General features: G+C 72.6%; 13 protein-coding genes. 2 read left to right on the forward strand and 11 right to left on the reverse strand.

Going from position 1 to position 16944, the window contains the following annotated elements; translation table 11 throughout:
• Positions 1–8: 8 nt before the first annotated feature.
• From BM223_RS24740 to BM223_RS24775, 8 genes are all read right to left on the reverse strand, one after another.
• Positions 9–6113 (reverse strand): Ig-like domain-containing protein, encoded by a 6105-nt coding sequence (locus BM223_RS24740; protein WP_038679998.1) that lies wholly within the window; start codon positions 6111–6113, stop codon positions 9–11.
• A gap of 150 nt (positions 6114–6263) precedes the next feature.
• Complete coding sequence (locus BM223_RS24745) at positions 6264–7559, reverse strand: class I SAM-dependent methyltransferase (RefSeq protein WP_038680000.1); 1296 nt, start codon at positions 7557–7559, stop codon at positions 6264–6266.
• Entirely contained in the window at positions 7556–8935 is a 1380-nt protein-coding gene (locus BM223_RS24750) for an FAD-binding oxidoreductase (RefSeq protein WP_038680002.1), read from the reverse strand. Before BM223_RS24750 ends, BM223_RS24745 begins: the two co-directional genes overlap by 4 nt.
• Positions 8936–9001: 66 nt before the next feature.
• Positions 9002–9619: a response regulator transcription factor gene (locus BM223_RS24755; RefSeq protein ID WP_038680005.1), complete on the reverse strand. Its 618-nt coding sequence runs from the start codon at positions 9617–9619 to the stop codon at positions 9002–9004.
• On the reverse strand, positions 9616–10725 hold the full coding sequence (locus BM223_RS24760) for a sensor histidine kinase (RefSeq protein ID WP_038680006.1): 1110 nt from the start codon (positions 10723–10725) through the stop codon (positions 9616–9618). Before BM223_RS24760 ends, BM223_RS24755 begins: the two co-directional genes overlap by 4 nt.
• A gap of 17 nt (positions 10726–10742) precedes the next feature.
• Positions 10743–11534 carry an ABC transporter permease gene (locus tag BM223_RS24765; RefSeq protein WP_038680008.1) on the reverse strand — a complete coding sequence of 264 codons (792 nt, stop codon included), beginning with the start codon at positions 11532–11534 and terminating at the stop codon, positions 10743–10745.
• The gene (locus BM223_RS24770; protein WP_038680010.1) at positions 11531–12445 is read right to left on the reverse strand and encodes an ABC transporter ATP-binding protein; all 915 of its coding nucleotides are present in this window, start codon (positions 12443–12445) and stop codon (positions 11531–11533) included. The genes BM223_RS24765 and BM223_RS24770 overlap by 4 nt, the downstream gene beginning before the upstream one ends.
• 68 nt (positions 12446–12513) lie before the next feature.
• Positions 12514–12861, reverse strand: a complete 348-nt coding sequence (locus BM223_RS24775; RefSeq protein WP_038680012.1) for a hypothetical protein — start codon at positions 12859–12861, stop codon at positions 12514–12516.
• A gap of 41 nt (positions 12862–12902) precedes the next feature.
• Between BM223_RS24775 and BM223_RS24780 the strand changes: the two genes are divergently transcribed.
• Both BM223_RS24780 and BM223_RS24785 read left to right on the forward strand, forming a co-directional pair.
• A complete protein-coding gene (locus BM223_RS24780) occupies positions 12903–13190 on the forward strand; it encodes a DUF1330 domain-containing protein (protein WP_038680014.1) in 288 nt (95 codons plus the stop codon).
• Positions 13191–13195: 5 nt separating this feature from the next.
• Positions 13196–14119 (forward strand): MBL fold metallo-hydrolase, encoded by a 924-nt coding sequence (locus BM223_RS24785; RefSeq protein ID WP_038680016.1) that lies wholly within the window; start codon positions 13196–13198, stop codon positions 14117–14119.
• On the opposite strand, the gene BM223_RS24790 is transcribed toward BM223_RS24785, so the two are convergent.
• The 3 genes from BM223_RS24790 to BM223_RS24800 are packed head-to-tail and all read right to left on the reverse strand — an operon-like array spanning position 14106 to position 16929.
• Positions 14106–15395 (reverse strand): hemolysin family protein, encoded by a 1290-nt coding sequence (locus tag BM223_RS24790; RefSeq protein WP_038684767.1) that lies wholly within the window; start codon positions 15393–15395, stop codon positions 14106–14108. The two genes, BM223_RS24785 and BM223_RS24790, sit on opposite strands and share 14 nt — an antisense overlap.
• The gene (ybeY, locus tag BM223_RS24795; protein ID WP_038680018.1) at positions 15392–15862 is read right to left on the reverse strand and encodes an rRNA maturation RNase YbeY; all 471 of its coding nucleotides are present in this window, start codon (positions 15860–15862) and stop codon (positions 15392–15394) included. The genes BM223_RS24790 and ybeY overlap by 4 nt, the downstream gene beginning before the upstream one ends.
• Positions 15859–16929: a PhoH family protein gene (locus BM223_RS24800; protein WP_082003701.1), complete on the reverse strand. Its 1071-nt coding sequence runs from the start codon at positions 16927–16929 to the stop codon at positions 15859–15861. Before BM223_RS24800 ends, ybeY begins: the two co-directional genes overlap by 4 nt.
• Positions 16930–16944 lie beyond the last annotated feature (15 nt).

A 16944-nucleotide genomic window follows, 5' to 3' on the forward strand; every position in this document is an offset into this window, starting at 1 on the left:
GGTCATGGTCAGGGCACCGCCGGGCAGGATGCGCCGCCGACATAGCCGCCGCCCCCGGTGGCGACGCTGTGCTCGGCCCGCACGGTCGAAGCACCGGTGTTGCGCGCCGCGAGGTACGTCTGGACGGCCGTCGCGTCGTTGTTCACGCCGACGTAGCCGACGAGCCGGACCGTGGTCAGCTGGCGCTGGCGCAGCCGGACGTCGACGTTGATGCCGGTCGCGGGGGTGCCGTCGGCGCCGCTGCCGGTCAGGGTGTTGTCCCGGATGTCCGCGCAGGCCTGGAAGGTGTCACCGGTCGCCGTGCCGATGTTGTAGTGCAGGCCCTGCTTCGCGAGGCCCTCCGCAGTGGACGACGTCCCGGGCTCGGCGATGGTGTTGCCGGTCACCGTCGTCTGGACGACGCCGGACTGGCCGCCGCCACCTCCGCCGGCGACGACCTCGACGCCGTACGTGTTGTACCCGCGGAGCTGGTTGTCGGTGACGGCCCACACGATCGCGCCGCCGCCGAGGTTCTGCAGCTTGAGGCCCGAGGACGACAGCGATCCCGGCATCCCGCTCCCGGACAGGCCGCCGATCCGGTTGTTGGCGAACGAGCCGCGCTGGACGGACGGGCCGGGTGACTTGGCGAACAGGAAGCCCGCCCCGACCGCGCGGGTCAGCTGGTTGCCCGTGACCGTCGCGTCGAGCGCCGTGCTGCCGCCCTGGGTGACCGTGACGCCGCCACCGCCGCCGGCAGTCGCCGGGTGGGTGTTGGTGAAGACGTTGCCGGTCAGCACGAGCTCGCCGGGCTTGGTGGCGGCAGTGCCGTACTGCAGCTGGTCACCGGCAGCGCCGTCGAACGTGCTGGCGTTGACGGTCACCGGGAAGGCGCCGGCGGTCTCGTTCGCGTCGAGCTGGACGGCGTCGTTCAGCGGACGGTTGCCGGTGACCGCGAAGGTGACCGCGTCGATGGTCAGCCGGCCCAGGTCCCCGGTGGTGTTGGTGACCCGCAGCGTGTCGCTGTACCCGCCGCCCAGCCGGGTCCGGGCGATGGTCGCCGTCCCGGAGAGCTCGGTGAGCAGCACGGCGGCCTCGGTGTCGGCGTCCCCGTTCAGGCCGTTGACGACGCTGTCGGTGAGCGTGAGTCCGCCGGTGCGGTCTCCGCGCAGCGCGTAGTTCGACGCGTCGTGGATCCACATCCGGGCCAGCGAGGGTGCCTTGGTGTTGGTGAGGACGACGCCGGTGCCGTCCGGGGTGCTGCCGCCGGCCGACGTCCCGGTGCTGTTGGCGATCTCGCCGCCGGTGCAGCCCGTGGTGTTCGCCACCGAGCAGGTGCTGGAGGTGCCGGTGACCTGCAGCGAGCCGGCCGTGCCGGTCGAGTCGAGCCGGATGCCGTTGGGAGCGCCGTTGGAGCTCACGCTCTCGAGCACGAGGTTGCCGCTGCCGATCGGTGTGGTGGCCACGCCGAGCGCGCGGCCGGTCGTGGACGCGATCCGGTTGCCGGTGCCGGTGACCGTTAGGCCACCGCTGCCCGCGGCGTCGACGCCCTTGCCGCTGGTCGTGGTCACCTGGAGGTTGCCGCCGCTCAGCGTGAGGGCGTGGTTCGGGCTGGTCGAGAGCACGACGCCGTCGGCCGCGCCGGTGCGCAGCGTCGAGCCGGCCCCGCTGAGGACGGTGCTGCCGCCCGTGTTGGCCGTGACCAGGACGCCGCCGCCGATGTCGGTGCCGTCGGTGATCTTGCCCGAGACGGTGACCGTGCCGGCGCTGCGTCCGCGGACCTCGACCGAGCCGCCCGTGCCGTCGTTGATCGCGCCGCCGTACGTGACGTCGCCGCTGCCGCCGTCGACGTAGAAGGCGGTGGTGCTGGCGCCGGACAGCGTGCCGCCGGTGGCCTTGAAGGTGCCGGTGGTGAGCCCGGTGATCGAGATGCCGCGGCTCCCGCTGGAGGTCGAGGAGACGGTGGCGAGCTCGAGCTGGCTCGCGGGCGCGCCGTTGATCTCGACCGCCGGGCCGCCGCTCGCCACGATCGTGCTCGTGGGGTCGGTGCTGGTGACGGCACCCGTGCCCTGGAGGCGCAGCGCGGCGGTCGGGCCGCCGGTCGTCTGGAGGTCGACCTTGCCGAGGGCGACCGCGCCGCTGCTGTTGAGCAGGTCGATGCCGCCCGTCGTCGATCCGGTCACGGCCACCCGCTCGATCTGGCTGCCGCCCAGCGCGGTGCTGTCGGAGGTGAAGGCGGGAGCACCCGCGACCAGGAGCCGGTTCTGGCCGCTGAGCCGGACCGTTCCGGCCGCCCGCAGCTTGAGGCCGATCGAGCCGCTCGTGGCGCCGCTGGCGGCGGTGTTGTCGACGACGAGGTCGGTGAGGTCGAACGTTCCGGACGTGCCGTCGAGGACGACGCCGGGCCGCACGCCGGCGGTGGCGGTGTCGACGACCCGGACGTCGGTGACCGTGCCGTTCAGGTCTCCCGGACCACCGGCGATGCCGCTGCTGGCCCCGGCCGGGTCGAGGGCGAGGCCGGCCACGGTGTTGCCGCTGGCCAGGCTCACCACGTCGATGCCGGCCGCGGCGAGCAGGGGCCGCGCCCCGGGGACGCCGGTCGCGAGGGTCGCGCCGCCGATCGCGAGGTCCCGGGTCTGGCCGAGCAGGCGCTGGCCGTCCTTGAGGACGATCGGGCCGTAGCCGGTGGCGTCCCCGGTGCCGCTGGCGACGTAGATCGTGTCGTTGGCCTTCGAGGCCGTCGCGGCCTGGGCGAGCGTGTCGAACGGCGCGTCCGACGTGCCGGCGTTGCCCGCGGCGGAGTTCGAGACGTACCAGACGCAGCCGGCCAGGCCGACCGTCACGACTCCGCTGCCCTGACCGGGCGTGGGCGCGTACCCGTCGCTCACCCGGTAGGTGAACGTGTCGGTGGCCGCCGTGCACCCGGCGGGCGGGTGGTAGGCGAAGCCGCCGTCGCTCTCCAGGACGGCGGTGCCGCCGGCCGTGGTCGTCACGGTCTCCGGGATCACGGTGAGCGTTCCGCTGTCGACGTCGCTCGCGCCGGTGAGCAGGTCGCCCACCACCGTCTTGCGCGCGCCGGTCACGGACGGCGTGCCGCCGCCGGACGGGGCGGCGACCAGCGAGGTGTTGCCGACCGCCGCCGAGCCGCCGGTGAACGACTGCGGCACGGCCACGGGCGCGTCGTTGACGCAGGTGACCGTCATCGCGACGGTCGCCGTGACGTTGCCGGCGAGCGCGTAGGTGAACTCGTCGGCGGGACCGCCCGGAGTGTTGCAGTAGTTCGCGTGCGGCAGGTAGCTGACCGCGAGCCCACCGGGGACGATCGCGACCGTGCCGTGGACCGGCTGGGTCACCGACACCACGACCGCCGGGTCGTCGCCAGCGATGTCGTTGGCCGTGACCGGGACGTTGATCGAGGTGTCCTCGTCGACGGTGGCCGTGTCGTCGTGGGCCACGGGCGGGTCGTACACGCAGGTCACGGTGACCCGCACGGTCGCGCTGGGACCGTCGTTGACCGTGTAGCCGAAGGTGTCCGGCGTGCCTCCGGCCTGGCTGTTGCAGTAGTCCGGGTCGGGGCGGTAGGTCACCCGTCGACCGCCGTCGACGATCGCCACCGTGCCGTGCGCCGGCTGGGTCACCGCGGTGACGGCGAGCGGCCCGCGCTCGGGGTCGGTGTCGTTGGTCAGCACCTCGATCACCTGGTCGGGGTCGTCCTCGCGCACCGTGGCGACGTCGTCGACCAGCTGGAGCGGGTCGAGCACGCAGGTCACCTCGACCGACACGGTCGCCGACGAACCGCCCGGAGTGAGGGTGTAGGTGAACGTGTCCCGGGTGCCACCGGGCTGGCTGTTGCAGTAGTCCGCGTCGGGCCGGTAGGTCAGCCCGGTCCCGCCGCCCGTGATCACCACGGTGCCGTGGGCCGGCTGGGTGACCGCGTCGATCGCCAGCGTCTCGTCCCGCGCCTGGTCGTTGGCCAGGACGTCGATCGCCGTGGCCGGGTCGTCCTCGGTCACCGTCGCCGTGTCGGGGACGGCGACCGCCGCGTCGACCACGCAGGTCACGGTGACCCGCACGGTCGCGCTGGGACCGTCGTTGACGGTGTAGCCGAAGGTGTCCGGCGTGCCTCCGGCCTGGCTGTTGCAGTAGTCCGGGTCGGGGCGGTAGGTCACCCGCTGGCCGCCGTCGACGATCGCGACCGTGCCGTGCGCCGGCTGGGTCACGTCGGAGATCTCGAGGGTCCCGCCCTCGGGGTCGCCGTCGTTGGCGAGGACGTCGATCGCGGTCGCCGGAGCGTCCTCGGCGACCGTCGCGACGTCGTCGGTGAGCTCCAGCGGGTCGAGCACGCAGGTCACCTCGACCGACACGGTCGCCGACGCACCGCCCGGAGTGAGGGTGTAGGTGAACGTGTCCCGGGTGCCACCGGGCTGGCTGTTGCAGTAGTCCGCGTCGGGCTGGTAGGTCAGCCCGGTCCCGCCGCCGGTGATCACCACGGTGCCGTGGGCCGGCTGGGTCACCGCGCCGATCAGCAGGAACTGGTCCCGGGCGTCGTCGTTGCCGAGCACGCCGACCGCCGCGGCCGGGTCGTCCTCGGTGACGGTGACCGCGTCGTCAGCGGCGGTCGCCGGGTCGGTGGTGCAGATGATCGTGACGACGACCTGGGCGCGCGCACCGCCGGTGATCGTGTACGTGAACGCGTCGATGCGCTGGTCGGGCGCCAGGCACGCGGCCCCGAGGTCCGGGCGGTAGCGCACGCCGGAACCGTCGGCGGCGACCACGACCTCGCCGAAGGTGGCCGGGGTGACGTCGATGACCGCCCGGTCACCGCCGTCGACGTCGGTGTCGTTGGCCAGCACGTCGAGGTCGGTCCAGGGGTCGTTCTCGCCGGCCGCGAAGGTGTCGTCGACCGCGACCGGGGCGTCGTCCACGCAGGTCACGCGCATCCGCACCGTCGCGGTCGAGCCGCCCGGCGTCAGCTCGTAGGTGAAGCTGTCCGGGTCGTCGCCGGCTCCGGAGTTGCAGTAGTCCGCGTCGGGCGCGTAGGTCAGCCCGGTCCCGCCGCCGGTGATCACGACGGTGCCGTGCGCCGGCTGGGTGACCGCGCCGATCACCAGGTCGTCGCCGTCGGCGTCGGTGTCGTTGTCCAGGACCGGTACGGCGCTCGCGCCGCTGTCCTCGGCGACGGTCGCGGTGTCGTCGACCGCGACCGGGTCGTCGTCCACGCAGGTGATGGCGACGACCACGTGACCGGTGGCGTTGCGGCCGGTGCCGTCGGAGACCGTGTAGCCGAAGCCGCCGGCGGTGGGCCCGCAGCGGTCGGGGGTGGGCGTGAACCGGATGGTGCCGCCCACGAGCGCGACCGTGCCGCCGGTCGCGGAGCCCACGGCGACGACGGTCAGGACGTCGTCGTCGGGATCGGTGTCGTTGGCCGCCGGGCTGCCCGGCCCGGTGACGGGCAGCTCGAGGACGGTGTCCTCGTCGGTGCTGAAGGAGTCGTCGACCGCGGTCGGGCCGCTCGGGCCCGGCTCCGGCTCGGGGTTCGGAGGCGTCGGCTTGCTCGGAGCGCAGTCCTTGCCGACGGCGTCGCCCTTGCCGCCGACGACCTTGTCGCCGCCGGTGCCACAGCTGAGGCCGTCGCGGCCCGGTCCACCGGAGAGCACGTCGTGGCCGGCCTTGCCCCAGAGCCGGTCGATGCCCGGTCCGCCGTAGAGCCGGTCGTCGCCGTTGCCGCCGCGCAGGCCGTCGTTGCCGCGGCCGCCGTAGAGGATGTCGTTGCCGGCACCGCCGCGGATCCGGTCGTCGCCGTCCCCGCCGCGCAGGACGTCGTCACCCGCGCCGCCCCAGATCAGGTCGTCGCCGGCGCCGCCGATGATGATGTCGTCACCGTCGCCGCCGCGGATGACGTCGTTCCCACCGCGACCGTCGATCCGGTCGTTGCCACCGAAGCCGCAGATCACGTCCCGGCGCGGGGTGCCCACCAGGACGTCGTTGCCGGAGGTCCCGACGATCGTGCACCCGCCGCGAGCGGCGAGCGGTTCGGCCGGCGCTGCGTCCGCGGGCACCATCGCGAGGCCGAGCACGGCGACCCCGATCCATGCGACCGACTTCGTGGCATGCGCCATCGCGCGCTTCAGCGCCATCTGATCCGTCCTCGACCTGCTCGTCCCCCGGGCGCCACGACGTGGCACCCGCTCCCGCGCGCAAGCGTGCCAGCCGGAGGGGTCAGCCCGCGGGGAAATGGGACGACCCGGGACGAAGGTCCCGGGTCGTCCCTGCGCGGGGGCGGAGGATCAGAACTCGTGGCGCAGCGGGTAGCCGCTCTCGCCGTCGTCGTTCTTGGTCGCCAGCACGTGGTGCAGCTGGATCTCGTTGCGCTCGAAGGCGATCCGGGAGCCGACCATGTAGAGGCCCCACACCCGGGCGGTGCCCTCGTCGGTCTCGGCGACGCACGCGTCCCAGTTGTCGGCGAGGTTCTTCGACCAGCCGGCGAGGGTCTTGGCGTAGTGGACCCGGAAGTTCTCGTGGTGCTGCACCTCGAGACCGGCGTCCTCGACCGCCCGCACGATCGTGCCGGAGCCGGCCAGCTCGCCGTCGGGGAAGACGTAGCGGTCGATGAACGCGCCCGCCGAGGCCCGGCCCTGGTTGTCGTGCCGGGTGATGCAGTGGTTGAGCATCCGGCCGCCGGGCCTGAGCCGGTTCTCGATGAAGGCGAAGTACGACGGGTAGTTGTCGACGCCGATGTGCTCGGTCAGACCGATCGAGCTGACCGCGTCGAAGTCGGTCTCGGGGACGTCCCGGTAGTCGGAGTGGCGCACCTCGGCGAGGTGGTCGAGGCCCTGGCGCTTGATCTCCTCCTGGGCCCAGGTCGCCTGCTCCCGGGAGAGCGTGACGCCGAGCGCCTTGACGCCGTAGTGCTTCGCGGCGTGGCGGACCATGCCGCCCCAGCCGCAGCCGAGGTCGAGGAGCCGGTCGCCCTCCTTGAGGCCGAGCTTGCGGCAGACCAGGTCGTACTTGTAGTCCTGCGCCTCCTCGAGGGTGGCGTCCTCGGTGGGGAAGACCGCGCAGGTGTAGGTCATCGACGGCCCGAGGACGTGCTCGTAGAAGGTGTTCGAGACGTCGTAGTGGTGGTGGATCGCGTCGGCGTCGCGCTCCTGCGAGTGCCGGCTCCACTTGCTCAGCCCGCGCAGGCCCTCGAGCCGGTGCCGCCAGCCGGGCAGGTGCTCCTGCGGCGGCGGGGGCGGCGGGATGAGGTGGCTGATGCCGAGCTCGCGGATGATGCCGACCAGCTCGGTGGGCTTCGGGATGCCGAAGTCGGTGTTGTCCTTGAGCAGCGAGAACGCCTCGTAGGGGTCACCCGGGTGGACGCCGTGCAGCTTGAGGTCGCCTGCGACGTAGGCCCGGCCGAGGCCGAGGTCGCCCGGCGCCGTCATGATGTAGGAGAGGCCGCGCTCGTTGACGAGCTCGAGCCCGTAGGGCTGGTCGAGAGCGCCGGCCTCGCTGCCGTCGTAGGCCTTGAGCCAGACCTTGAGCCCGCCCGGGAACAGGGATTCGATCGTGGGGGCGATGCCCCGGCCCTTCACGGTCATCTGCTCTTCACCGCCTTGTCGTAGAGATTCGTCAGTCGTTCGTCAGGGTCGTAGCGGCGCTTGACCTCGTCGAGGTGTGCCGTGTTGTAGAGCGCGTCGAAGGTCGGCTTGTCGTAGAACGCCTCGGAGTAGAGCGACTTGTGGCCGCCCAGCTCGTGGACCTTCGCCTCGATCGCGCGGTTGCGGGGAGCGTCGACCCGGTCGGGGCCGACGTGCACAGTGCCCCAGAAGCCGATGTTGACGTAGAGCCTGCCGGGCTCGAGCGGGTAGACCGGCCACTGCTCGCCCGTGCTCGCACCGGTGGAGACCAGCGGGCACAGCCAGACCGGGCGCATCCCGATCTCGTCGTCGAACCAGGTGAGGAACTCGCCCAGCTTGTCGATCGGCACCTCGACGTCCTGGACGACGCGCTCGCGCAGCGGACGGCCGGCCCGGCGGTCGAGCCGGTCGGCGATGTCGAAGCGGCGGTCGAGCTTGAGCAGCTTCATGTAGACGTCGGAGCGGCGCTTGCTGCGCGGCCACACCTTGCGCAGCCGCGGGTTCTGGGCGCCGAAGGCACCCGAGCACCAGAACCAGTCGGTGTCCCAGCGCCACAGGTAGTCGTACGCCGTCAGCCGGTCGCGATCGCGCGTCTGGAGCGAGCGGTAGTAGATGTCCTGCCCGGCGTAGTCGGACGTCGGACCGGGCTCGTCGGTCCAGCGCGCGAGGGTGAGCACGTGCTCGCCCGGCCCGAACGAGACGCCGTCGAGGCCGTGCACCGGCTCGCCGTCGTAGTCCTGGCTCGCGGTGATCTCGGCGATCGTCTTGGCCAGCAGCTCGGCGTCGTCGAAGCGCACGTGGCGCAGCGCGACGTACGACGGCACCCGCTCGAGCTTGATCCGCAGCCGGGTGGCGTAGCCGAGCGAGCCGTAGGAGTTGGGGAAGGCGTCGAAGAGGTCGTCACCCGGGCGCGTGGTGACGACCTCGCCCCCGCCGGTGAAGACGTCCATCTCGAGCACGGACTCGTGCGGCAGCCCGAGCCGGAAGCTGGTCGACTCGATGCCGAGCCCGGTGACGGCGCCGCCGAGCGTGATCGTGCGCAGCTGCGGGACGACGTACGGCACCAGCCCGTGGGGCAGGGTCGCGTCGACCAGGTCCTCGTAGGTGCACATGCCCTGCACCTCGGCGACCGGTCCGTCGGGGCTGTCGGGCAGCACCTCGATGACGCCGGACAGTCCGCTGACGTCGAGGCCGGGCGCGTCGGTCGCGGCCCGGGCCCGGAAGAGGTTGGTGGTGCGCTTCGCGAGCCGCACCGGCTGACCTGGGGGGATCGCCGCGTAGGAGGCGGCGAGCCGCTGAACGGCCCGCTCGTGCTCCGTCCAGGCAGTGGTGGCCATGGATTGCAATTTACTCCTGTCCACAGACAGTCGACGGGGGGATGGTTGACCTGCTGCAACCAGCGACTAGAGCCAACCATTCCCGTCGGCGACGAGAACCGCCTCGGTCCGGTTGCTGGCTCCGGTCTTGCCGATCGCCGAGGAGAGGTGGTTGCGCACCGTCCCCTCGGAGAGGAAGAGCGCCCCGGCGATGGCCGCGACGGACGCACCGTCACGGGCCGCGCGCAGGACGTCGGACTCCCGGCCGGTCAGGGGTGACTCGCCGCTGACGAGGGAGTCGGTGGCCAGCGCCGGGTCGACGACGCGCAGGCCCTGGTGCACGCGGCGCACCGCGTCGGCGAGCTGCGGGGCAGGGGTGTCCTTGACCACGAAGCCCGACGCACCGGCCTGCAGCGCACGACGCAGGTAGCCCGGCCGGCCGAACGTCGTCACGATGAGGACCCTCGTCGCCGGGGCGACCGCGCGCAGCCGCGCGCAGGCGGTGATCCCGTCGATGCCGGGCATCTCGACGTCGAGCAGGGCCACGTCGGGCCGCAGCTCGGCGGCGACCGCGACCGCCTCCTCCCCCGTGCCCACCTCGGCGACGACCTCGAGGTCGCGCTCCAGGCCCAGCAGGGCCGACAGCGCGCCGCGCACGAGCGCCTGGTCGTCGGCGAGCAGCAGCCGGATGGTCTCGGCACTCACTCGACCACCACCGCCAGCGACCAGCCCGGGTCGAGCTTGGTGGTGACCAGGCGCGCGCCCAGCGCGGCCGCCCGTTCCTGCAGCCCGGCGAGGCCGGAGCCGCGTACCGACGGCGTTCCCGGCCCGGCGCCGTCGTCGCGGACCTCGGCCCGGCCGGGGCCGAGGACGACCTCGCAGTGCCGGGCGCCCGAGTGGCGGATCACGTTGGTCACTCCTTCGCGCACGGTCCACGCGAACAGCTCGCGCAGCTCGCTCGGCACGTCCTCGGTGCTGTTGGGCAGGGTCGCCTCGATCTCGGCCGCACTGAGCGCGGTGCGCGCCCGGGCCAGCTCGCCGGGCAGGGTGAGGTCGCGATAGCCCTCCACCGCCCGTCGTACGTCGGCCAGGGCGTCGCGGCTGAGCCGCTCGAGGTCGGCCAGCTCGGCCCGGGTGCGCTCCGGGTCGACGTCGATCAGCCGCCGGGCCAGCTCGGCCTTGATCGTGATCACGGTCAGCGAGTGGCCCAGGATGTCGTGCAGGTCGCGGGCGAAGCGGGAGCGCTCGTTGTCGACGGCGAGCTCGGCGTTGCGCTGGTGCGCGGTGACGAGCTGGGCGTTGCGGTTGATGATCGTGCGGATGCCGAAGACGGCCACCGATGCGGCGACGACGCCGAACGCCACCCCGAACTCGAACTCCCACCCCGGCAGCAGCCCCAGCAGCACCGCGAGCACGGCGATCGCGATCACCGTCGGCGCCGCCCACCGGACGGGCATCACCATCACCGCGGCGACGGCGACGTAGACCAGGCAGGCGACACCGGGCTCCCCCAGCAGCACCATCATCAGCACGCCGAGCCCGGCCAGCGTGAGCAGCAGCGCACTGCCGGCGCCCGGCGTCTCGCCGACCGGGTCGCCGAACGCCTGCGCCCGGGCCCGCATCCGCCACCACAGCAGCAGGTAGACGCCCGCGAAGACCACCGTGGTCGCGACGCCCGACAGGCCGCGGACCCGGTCGTCGGCCTGGAAGCCCGCCCGCACCGGGTCGATCAGGAAGAACAGCCAGATCGCGGCGAACCACGGACCGCGCCTGCCCACCACCCGGGGTGCGGCAGGCGCGGTCTCGCTCATGACCTCAACGGTAGTGCTCACACGCGGGCCGTGTCCTTCGACATTCTCCAGGCCGCGCCGGCCACGAACAGCGTGCACCAGCCAACGGCGTTGACCACCGCGTACCAGGGCAGCTCGTGGGTGAGCGGGGCGCGGACCACCTCGGCGACGCCGTACATCGGCGTCCAGTAGGCGACGAGGCGCACGCCTTCGGCGTACTGGCTGAGCGGGATGAAGAGTCCGCCCAGGAACGACAGCAGGGCCAGGCCGGGGCCGAGGATCTGCATGGCGTTCTCGCCCGGGACGACGTACCCGATGAAGACGCCGAGCGCGGCGAACGTCAGCGTGCACACGAGCGCGAGAGCCCCGCACTGGATCCACGTGCTGGTGGGCATCTCGGCCTTGCCCTGCAGGATGCCGACCAGGTTGACCGCGACGATCGCGAGCGCACCCATGACGAGCGCGACGAATGCCTTCATCAGGATGTACGCGACCGGGTGCAGCGGCGTCAGCCGGAGCTGGCGCGACCAGCCCAGCGAGCGCTCCAGCGCGACCATCGAGCCGCCGGCCGCGGCGGTGAGCGCGGCGCCGTACATGGCCATGGAGGCAAGGATGTAGGCGCCGACGTTGCCGACGCCCACCTTGTCGTCCCAGCCGGACTGGCCGCCGAAGCTGAGCATCAGGGCGGCCGGCAGGACCAGCGTGAAGATCACCGTGCGGCGGTTGCGCAGCATCCGGCGCAGCTCGATGCCGAGCACGGTGCGGTTGAGGCCCCCGAGGGGCGGGACCCGGCGGGTGGCCGGGTCGAGGGTGCCGGTGGTGGTGCTCATGCGGATTCTCCTTGTCCGGTCAGGCTGAGGAACGCCTCTTCGATGCCCTTGGCCGTGATCTCCAGGTCGCGGGCAGGGGTCGCGGTGAGCAGGTAGCGCGCGACCGTGTCGCTGTCCTTGGCGTGGATCGTCACCGACTCGCCGCGCACCTCCACGTGGTCGACGCCCCCGAGCGCGGTGATCGCGGCGACGTCCGCGTCGGGCAGCCAGGCCCGGATCGTCCGGCCCGAGGCGAGCGCGCGGATCTGCGGGCCGGTGCCGTCGGCGACGACCTGGCCCTGGCTGATCAGCACGATGCGGTCGGCGTACTGGTCGGCCTCCTCGAGGTAGTGCGTCGCGAACAGGACCGTGCGACCGCTGCTCGCGTCGTCGCGGATGGCGCTCCAGAACGCGCGCCGGCCCTCGACGTCCATCCCGGTCGTGGGCTCGTCGAGCAGCAGCAGCGCCGGGTCCGACAGCAGCGCCATCGCGAACCGCAGCCGCTGCTGCTCACCGCCCGAGCACTTGCCGACCTTGCGGTCGGCCAGGCCCGCGATGCCCGCACGGTCGAGGACCTCGTCGACCGGCCGGGTGTCGGCGAAGAGGCTCGCCATGTAGGCCGCCGTCTCGCGGACCGTGAGGTCCTTGAGCAGCCCACCGGTCTGCATCACCGCCGAGACCAGGCCGCGCGCGATCGCCTTGCGAGGCTCCATCCCGAGCACCTCGACCGTGCCGCTGGTCGGCTTCGTGAGCCCCAGCAGCATGTCGATGTTCGTGGTCTTGCCGGCCCCGTTGGGACCGAGGAAGGCCACGATCTCGCCGGGCCGCAGCGCGAGGTCGATGCCCCACACGGCCCGGACGTCGCCGAACTCCTTGGTCACCCCCGCCAGCCGGACGGCCGGCGCGGTCGCGTTCGTCGTGTTCGTCGTCATGGCCCCAGCCTCGTCGCCGAGGGGCCGTGACACCTCTGGCAGGCGTCACGACCGGGCCATGACATCTGTCATGGCCGGGTGAGGCTCGCCCCGATCGTGCCGCGCGGGTCGCCCACGTGGACGGCGACGCCGCCGGCGCCCGCGAAGTCGGTGAGCACCGCGGCGTCGTCGTCGGCGAGCTCGGCGCTCTCGCCCAGCACCACGCAGGCATCGACGCCGGAGGCACCCGAGGCCACCGCCATCGCCACGACGGCCTGGACCGCCGTGAGCCGCAGCGACGGCAGGTCGACGGTCGCGGCGGCGTAGGTGCGGCCGTCGGTGTCGCGCACCGCGGCCCCCTCGGCCGCCCGGATGCGGGCCCGGGTGGCGCGGGCGAGGATGACGAGCTTCTGGTCCTCGGTGGACAGGTCGGGCATGGGTCGATTATCGCCGAGGGGGTCTCCGGCAGGATGACCCCATGCCTGCTTACTGGATCAGCAACTACCGCGCGGTGCACGACGCCGACAAGATGGCCGCCTACGCCGCCCTCGCGCTGCCCGCCCTCGTCGACGCCGGCGGCACCTTCCTGGCCCGCGGCCTGCCCGAGCAGGTCTACGAGGCCGGGCTCCAGGAGCGTGTCGTCATCATCGAGTTCCCGAGCGTCGAGGCGGCGATCGCAGCGCACGACACCCCGGCGTACCAGGAGGCGCTGGCCGCCCTGGGCGACGGCGCGGAGCGCGACCTGCGGATCGTGCCGGGAGCCTGACGACGATGCGCCCGCGCCTGGGCCGCCCCGACATCCGCCGGTACGCCGACCGGTTCGGCCTGCCGCAGAGCGACGACGGCCTCGGGGTGACCTTCCTCGGCGTCGCGACCCTGCTGCTCGACGACGGGGCGACGTCGGTGCTGACCGACGGCTTCTTCTCCCGCCCGTCGCTGCCGCGCGTCCTGCTCGGGAGGATCGGCCCGGACGCGGCGCGGATCGACGCGGCCCTCGCGCGGGCGCGCATCGACCGGCTCGACGCCGTCGCGCCGGTGCACACCCACTACGACCACGCGATGGACTCCGCCGTCGTGGCGGCCCGCACCGGCGCCACCCTGTACGGCGGCACGTCGACCGCGCACGTGGGCTCCGGCGGCGGCCTCCCGGCCGACCGGGTCGAGGTCGTCGTCCCCGGTGCTCCGGTGAGCATCGGCGGCTTCCGGCTGACCTGGCTCGAGTCCGAGCACTGCCCGCCCGACCGCTTCCCCGGCACGATCACCGAGCCCGTCGTCCCGCCGGTGAAGGTCGGCGCCTACCGCTGCGGCGAGGCCTGGTCGATCCTGGTCGAGCACGACAGCGGCCGGACCGCGCTCGTCCAGGGCAGCGCCGGGTTCGTGCCCGGCTCGCTGGCCGGGCGCAGCGCCGAGGTGGCCTATCTCGGCGTCGGGCAGCTCGGCGTCCAGAGCCCCGACTACATCCGCCGGTACTGGGCCGAGACCGTCGAGACCGTGGGCGCCCGCGAGGTCGTGCTGATCCACTGGGACGACTTCTTCCGCCCCCTCGACCGGCCGCTGCGCTGCGTGCCCTACCTGGGCGACGACCTCGACGCGACGATGGACGTCATCGCCGGGCTCGCCCGCGACCAGGGCGTCGGCCTGCACTTCCCGTCGGTCGGGCGCCGCGAGGACCCGTGGCGGCTCAGTCGGCGCTGACGCCCGCCTCGTCGGGAACGCGCGAGATCAGCACCGTGCCGATCTTGTTGCGCCGCCCGGCCGTGTGCTCGGCCTCGAAGCGGAGCCCGTAGGCCTCGACCACCGAGCCCGGGATCGGGACCCGGCCGAGGTGCTTGGCGAGCAGGCCGCCGACGGAGTCGACGTCCTCCTCCTCGATGGGGAAGCCGAAGATCTCGTCGAGGTCGTCGACCGGGTAGCGCGAGGGGACCCGGACCCGCTCACCGACCCGCTCGACCTCGACCTCGGCCTCGTCGTGCTCGTCGGTGATCTCGCCGACGATCTCCTCGAGGAGGTCCTCGATGGTGATCAGGCCGGCGGTGCCGCCGTACTCGTCGACGACGATGGCGACGTGCCGGCGCCGGGCCTGCATCTCGCGCAGCAGGTCGTCGACGGGCTTGGACTCGGGCACCCAGTGCACCGGGCGCATGACCTCCTCGACGCGCTGGGTCAGCTCGACGTCGGGGGCCTCGAAGTCGCGGCGCGCGACGTCCTTGAGGTAGGCGATGCCGCGGACCTCGTCGAGGTTCTCGCCGACCACCGGCAGCCGGGAGTAGCCCGAGCGCAGGAAGAGCGACATCGTCTGGCGCAGGTTCTTGTGGGCCTCGATGTAGACCACGTCGCCGCGCGGCACCATCACCTCGCGCACGGTGGTGTCGCCGAGCTCGAAGACCGAGTGGATCATCTTGCGCTCGTCGGCCTCGATCAGCTCGGTCGCCTCGGCCATGTCGACCAGCTCGCGCAGCTCGGTCTCGGTCTGGAACGGGCCCTCGCGGAAGCCGCGGCCCGGCGTGATGGCGTTGCCGACCAGGATGAGCAGGCGCGGGATCGGGCCGAGCACCGTGGTGAGCATCGACAGGGGCCACGCACTCCAGAGCGCGACGGTCTCGGCGTGCTGGCGGCCGACGGTGCGCGGCGCGACGCCGATGACGACGAACGAGACGACCAGCATGACGCCGAGGGCCAGGCCCGCGCGGGCCCACCAGGAGGCGTCGAGCCGCTCGTCGACGTACAGCGTGACGACGACGATGGCCGCGCTCTCGCACAGCAGCTGGAGCAGCAGCGCGGTGTTGAGGTGGCGCGGGGCGTCGTCGAGGACGGCGATCAGCCGTCGGGCGCCACCGCGTCCCTCGCTGAGCATCTCGTGGGCCCGGGCGCGCGAGAAGCCCGCGAGGGCGGCGTCCGCGGCGGCGAAGAGGCCCGCGAGGACGACGAGGACGGCGGCCGCTCCCAGCGGCCAGAGACTGTCGGCGATCATGCGTCCGGCTGGGCCGGCGGCTCGGCCCGCCACTGGGCCAGCAGCTGGTCCTGGAGCCCGAACATCACCTTGTGCTCCTCGGGCTCGGCGTGGTCGTAGCCCAGCAGGTGCAGGATGCCGTGGGTGGTGAGCAGCTCGAGCTCGGCGAGCGTGCCGTGCCCGGCCGTGGCGCCCTGCCGCTCGGCGACCGCGACGCACAGGACGATGTCACCGAGGACGCCTTCCTCGGGCTCCTCGTTGACCAGGCCGGGACGCAGCTCGTCCATGGGGAAGGCGAGGACGTCGGTCGGCCCCTCCTTGTCCATCCACTTCTCGTTGAGCTCGGCGATGGTGTCCTCGTCGACCGACTTGATGCAGAGCTCGGCGAGCGGGTGGACGCGCATCTGGTCCATCACGAAGCGCGCCAGCCGCGCGAAGTGCTTGACGTCGAGCCCGCTGCCGGACTCGTCGAGGATCTCGATGCTCACGCAGGGTCGCCCTTCTTGCTGTCGAGCCGGCGGTCCTGGCGGAGCTCGCGCTTGGCTTCCTTCTGGGCATCGAAGTCGTCGTACGCCGCGACGATGCGGGCCACCAGCTTGTGGCGGACGACGTCGTGGCTGGTCAGCCGGACGAACGCGAGGTCGTCGACACCCTCGAGGATGTTCTCGACGACCCGCAGGCCCGAGCTCGTGCCCGAGGGCAGGTCGACCTGGGTGACGTCACCGGTGACCACGATCTTGGACCCGAAGCCGAGCCGGGTCAGGAACATCTTCATCTGCTCGGGCGTCGTGTTCTGCGCCTCGTCGAGGATGATGAACGAGTCGTTGAGCGAGCGGCCGCGCATGTAGGCCAGCGGCGCGACCTCGATGGTGCCGGCCGCGAGCAGCTTGGGCACCGACTCGGGGTCGAGCATGTCGTGCAGCGCGTCGTACAGCGGGCGCAGGTAGGGGTCGATCTTCTCGCTGAGCGTGCCGGGCAGGTAGCCCAGCCGCTCGCCGGCCTCGACCGCCGGCCGGGTCAGGATGATCCGGTTGACCTGCTTGGCCTGCAGCGCCTGGACCGCCTTGGCCATGGCCAGGTACGTCTTGCCGGTACCGGCCGGGCCGATGCCGAACGTGATCGTGTGCTGGTCGATGGTCTCGACGTACCGCTTCTGGTTGAGCGTCTTGGGCCGGATCGACCGGCCGCGGTTGCTCAGGATGTTGAGCGAGAGGACGTCGGCCGGGCGCTCCGACGTCGCCGTCTCGGCCCGCAGCATCGCCTCGACGCGCTCGACGACCTCGGAGGTGATCCCCTGGCCGGTGCGCAGGATGGCGACGAGCTCCTCGATGAGCCGCTCGGCGAGCTTGACCTCGTCGGCCTCGCCGGCCAGCGTGACCCGGTTGCCCCGCACGTGGACCTCGACGCGGAGCTGCCGCTCGATGATGCCGAGGTGCTCGTCGCCGGGCCCGAAGAGGGTCACCATGTCGATGCTGTTGGGCACCACGATGACGTGGCGGACGGGGGCCGCTGGAGCCGCAGCGGCTGCGGTGACGGGTGAGGTGGAGTCGGTCATGGATGCCCGAGGACG

It is taken from the genome of Pimelobacter simplex, assembly GCF_900114845.1.
In the GTDB taxonomy this organism is placed as follows: domain Bacteria; phylum Actinomycetota; class Actinomycetes; order Propionibacteriales; family Nocardioidaceae; genus Nocardioides; species Nocardioides simplex.

Excerpts from the sequence above, each read along its gene's own strand:
- BM223_RS24800 (WP_082003701.1), bottom strand. The coding sequence starts at position 16,929 with ATGACCGACTCCACCTCACCCGTCACCGCAGCCGCTGCGGCTCCAGCG.
- BM223_RS24765 (WP_038680008.1), bottom strand. The coding sequence starts at position 11,534 with ATGAGCACCACCACCGGCACCCTCGACCCGGCCACCCGCCGGGTCCCG.
- BM223_RS24745 (WP_038680000.1), bottom strand. The coding sequence starts at position 7,559 with ATGACCGTGAAGGGCCGGGGCATCGCCCCCACGATCGAATCCCTGTTC.
- BM223_RS24775 (WP_038680012.1), bottom strand. The coding sequence starts at position 12,861 with ATGCCCGACCTGTCCACCGAGGACCAGAAGCTCGTCATCCTCGCCCGC.
- BM223_RS24740 (WP_038679998.1), bottom strand. The coding sequence starts at position 6,113 with ATGGCGCTGAAGCGCGCGATGGCGCATGCCACGAAGTCGGTCGCATGG.
- BM223_RS24770 (WP_038680010.1), bottom strand. The coding sequence starts at position 12,445 with ATGACGACGAACACGACGAACGCGACCGCGCCGGCCGTCCGGCTGGCG.
- BM223_RS24780 (WP_038680014.1), top strand. The coding sequence starts at position 12,903 with ATGCCTGCTTACTGGATCAGCAACTACCGCGCGGTGCACGACGCCGAC.
- BM223_RS24760 (WP_038680006.1), bottom strand. The coding sequence starts at position 10,725 with ATGAGCGAGACCGCGCCTGCCGCACCCCGGGTGGTGGGCAGGCGCGGT.
- BM223_RS24790 (WP_038684767.1), bottom strand. The coding sequence starts at position 15,395 with ATGATCGCCGACAGTCTCTGGCCGCTGGGAGCGGCCGCCGTCCTCGTC.
- BM223_RS24785 (WP_038680016.1), top strand. The coding sequence starts at position 13,196 with ATGCGCCCGCGCCTGGGCCGCCCCGACATCCGCCGGTACGCCGACCGG.
- BM223_RS24750 (WP_038680002.1), bottom strand. The coding sequence starts at position 8,935 with ATGGCCACCACTGCCTGGACGGAGCACGAGCGGGCCGTTCAGCGGCTC.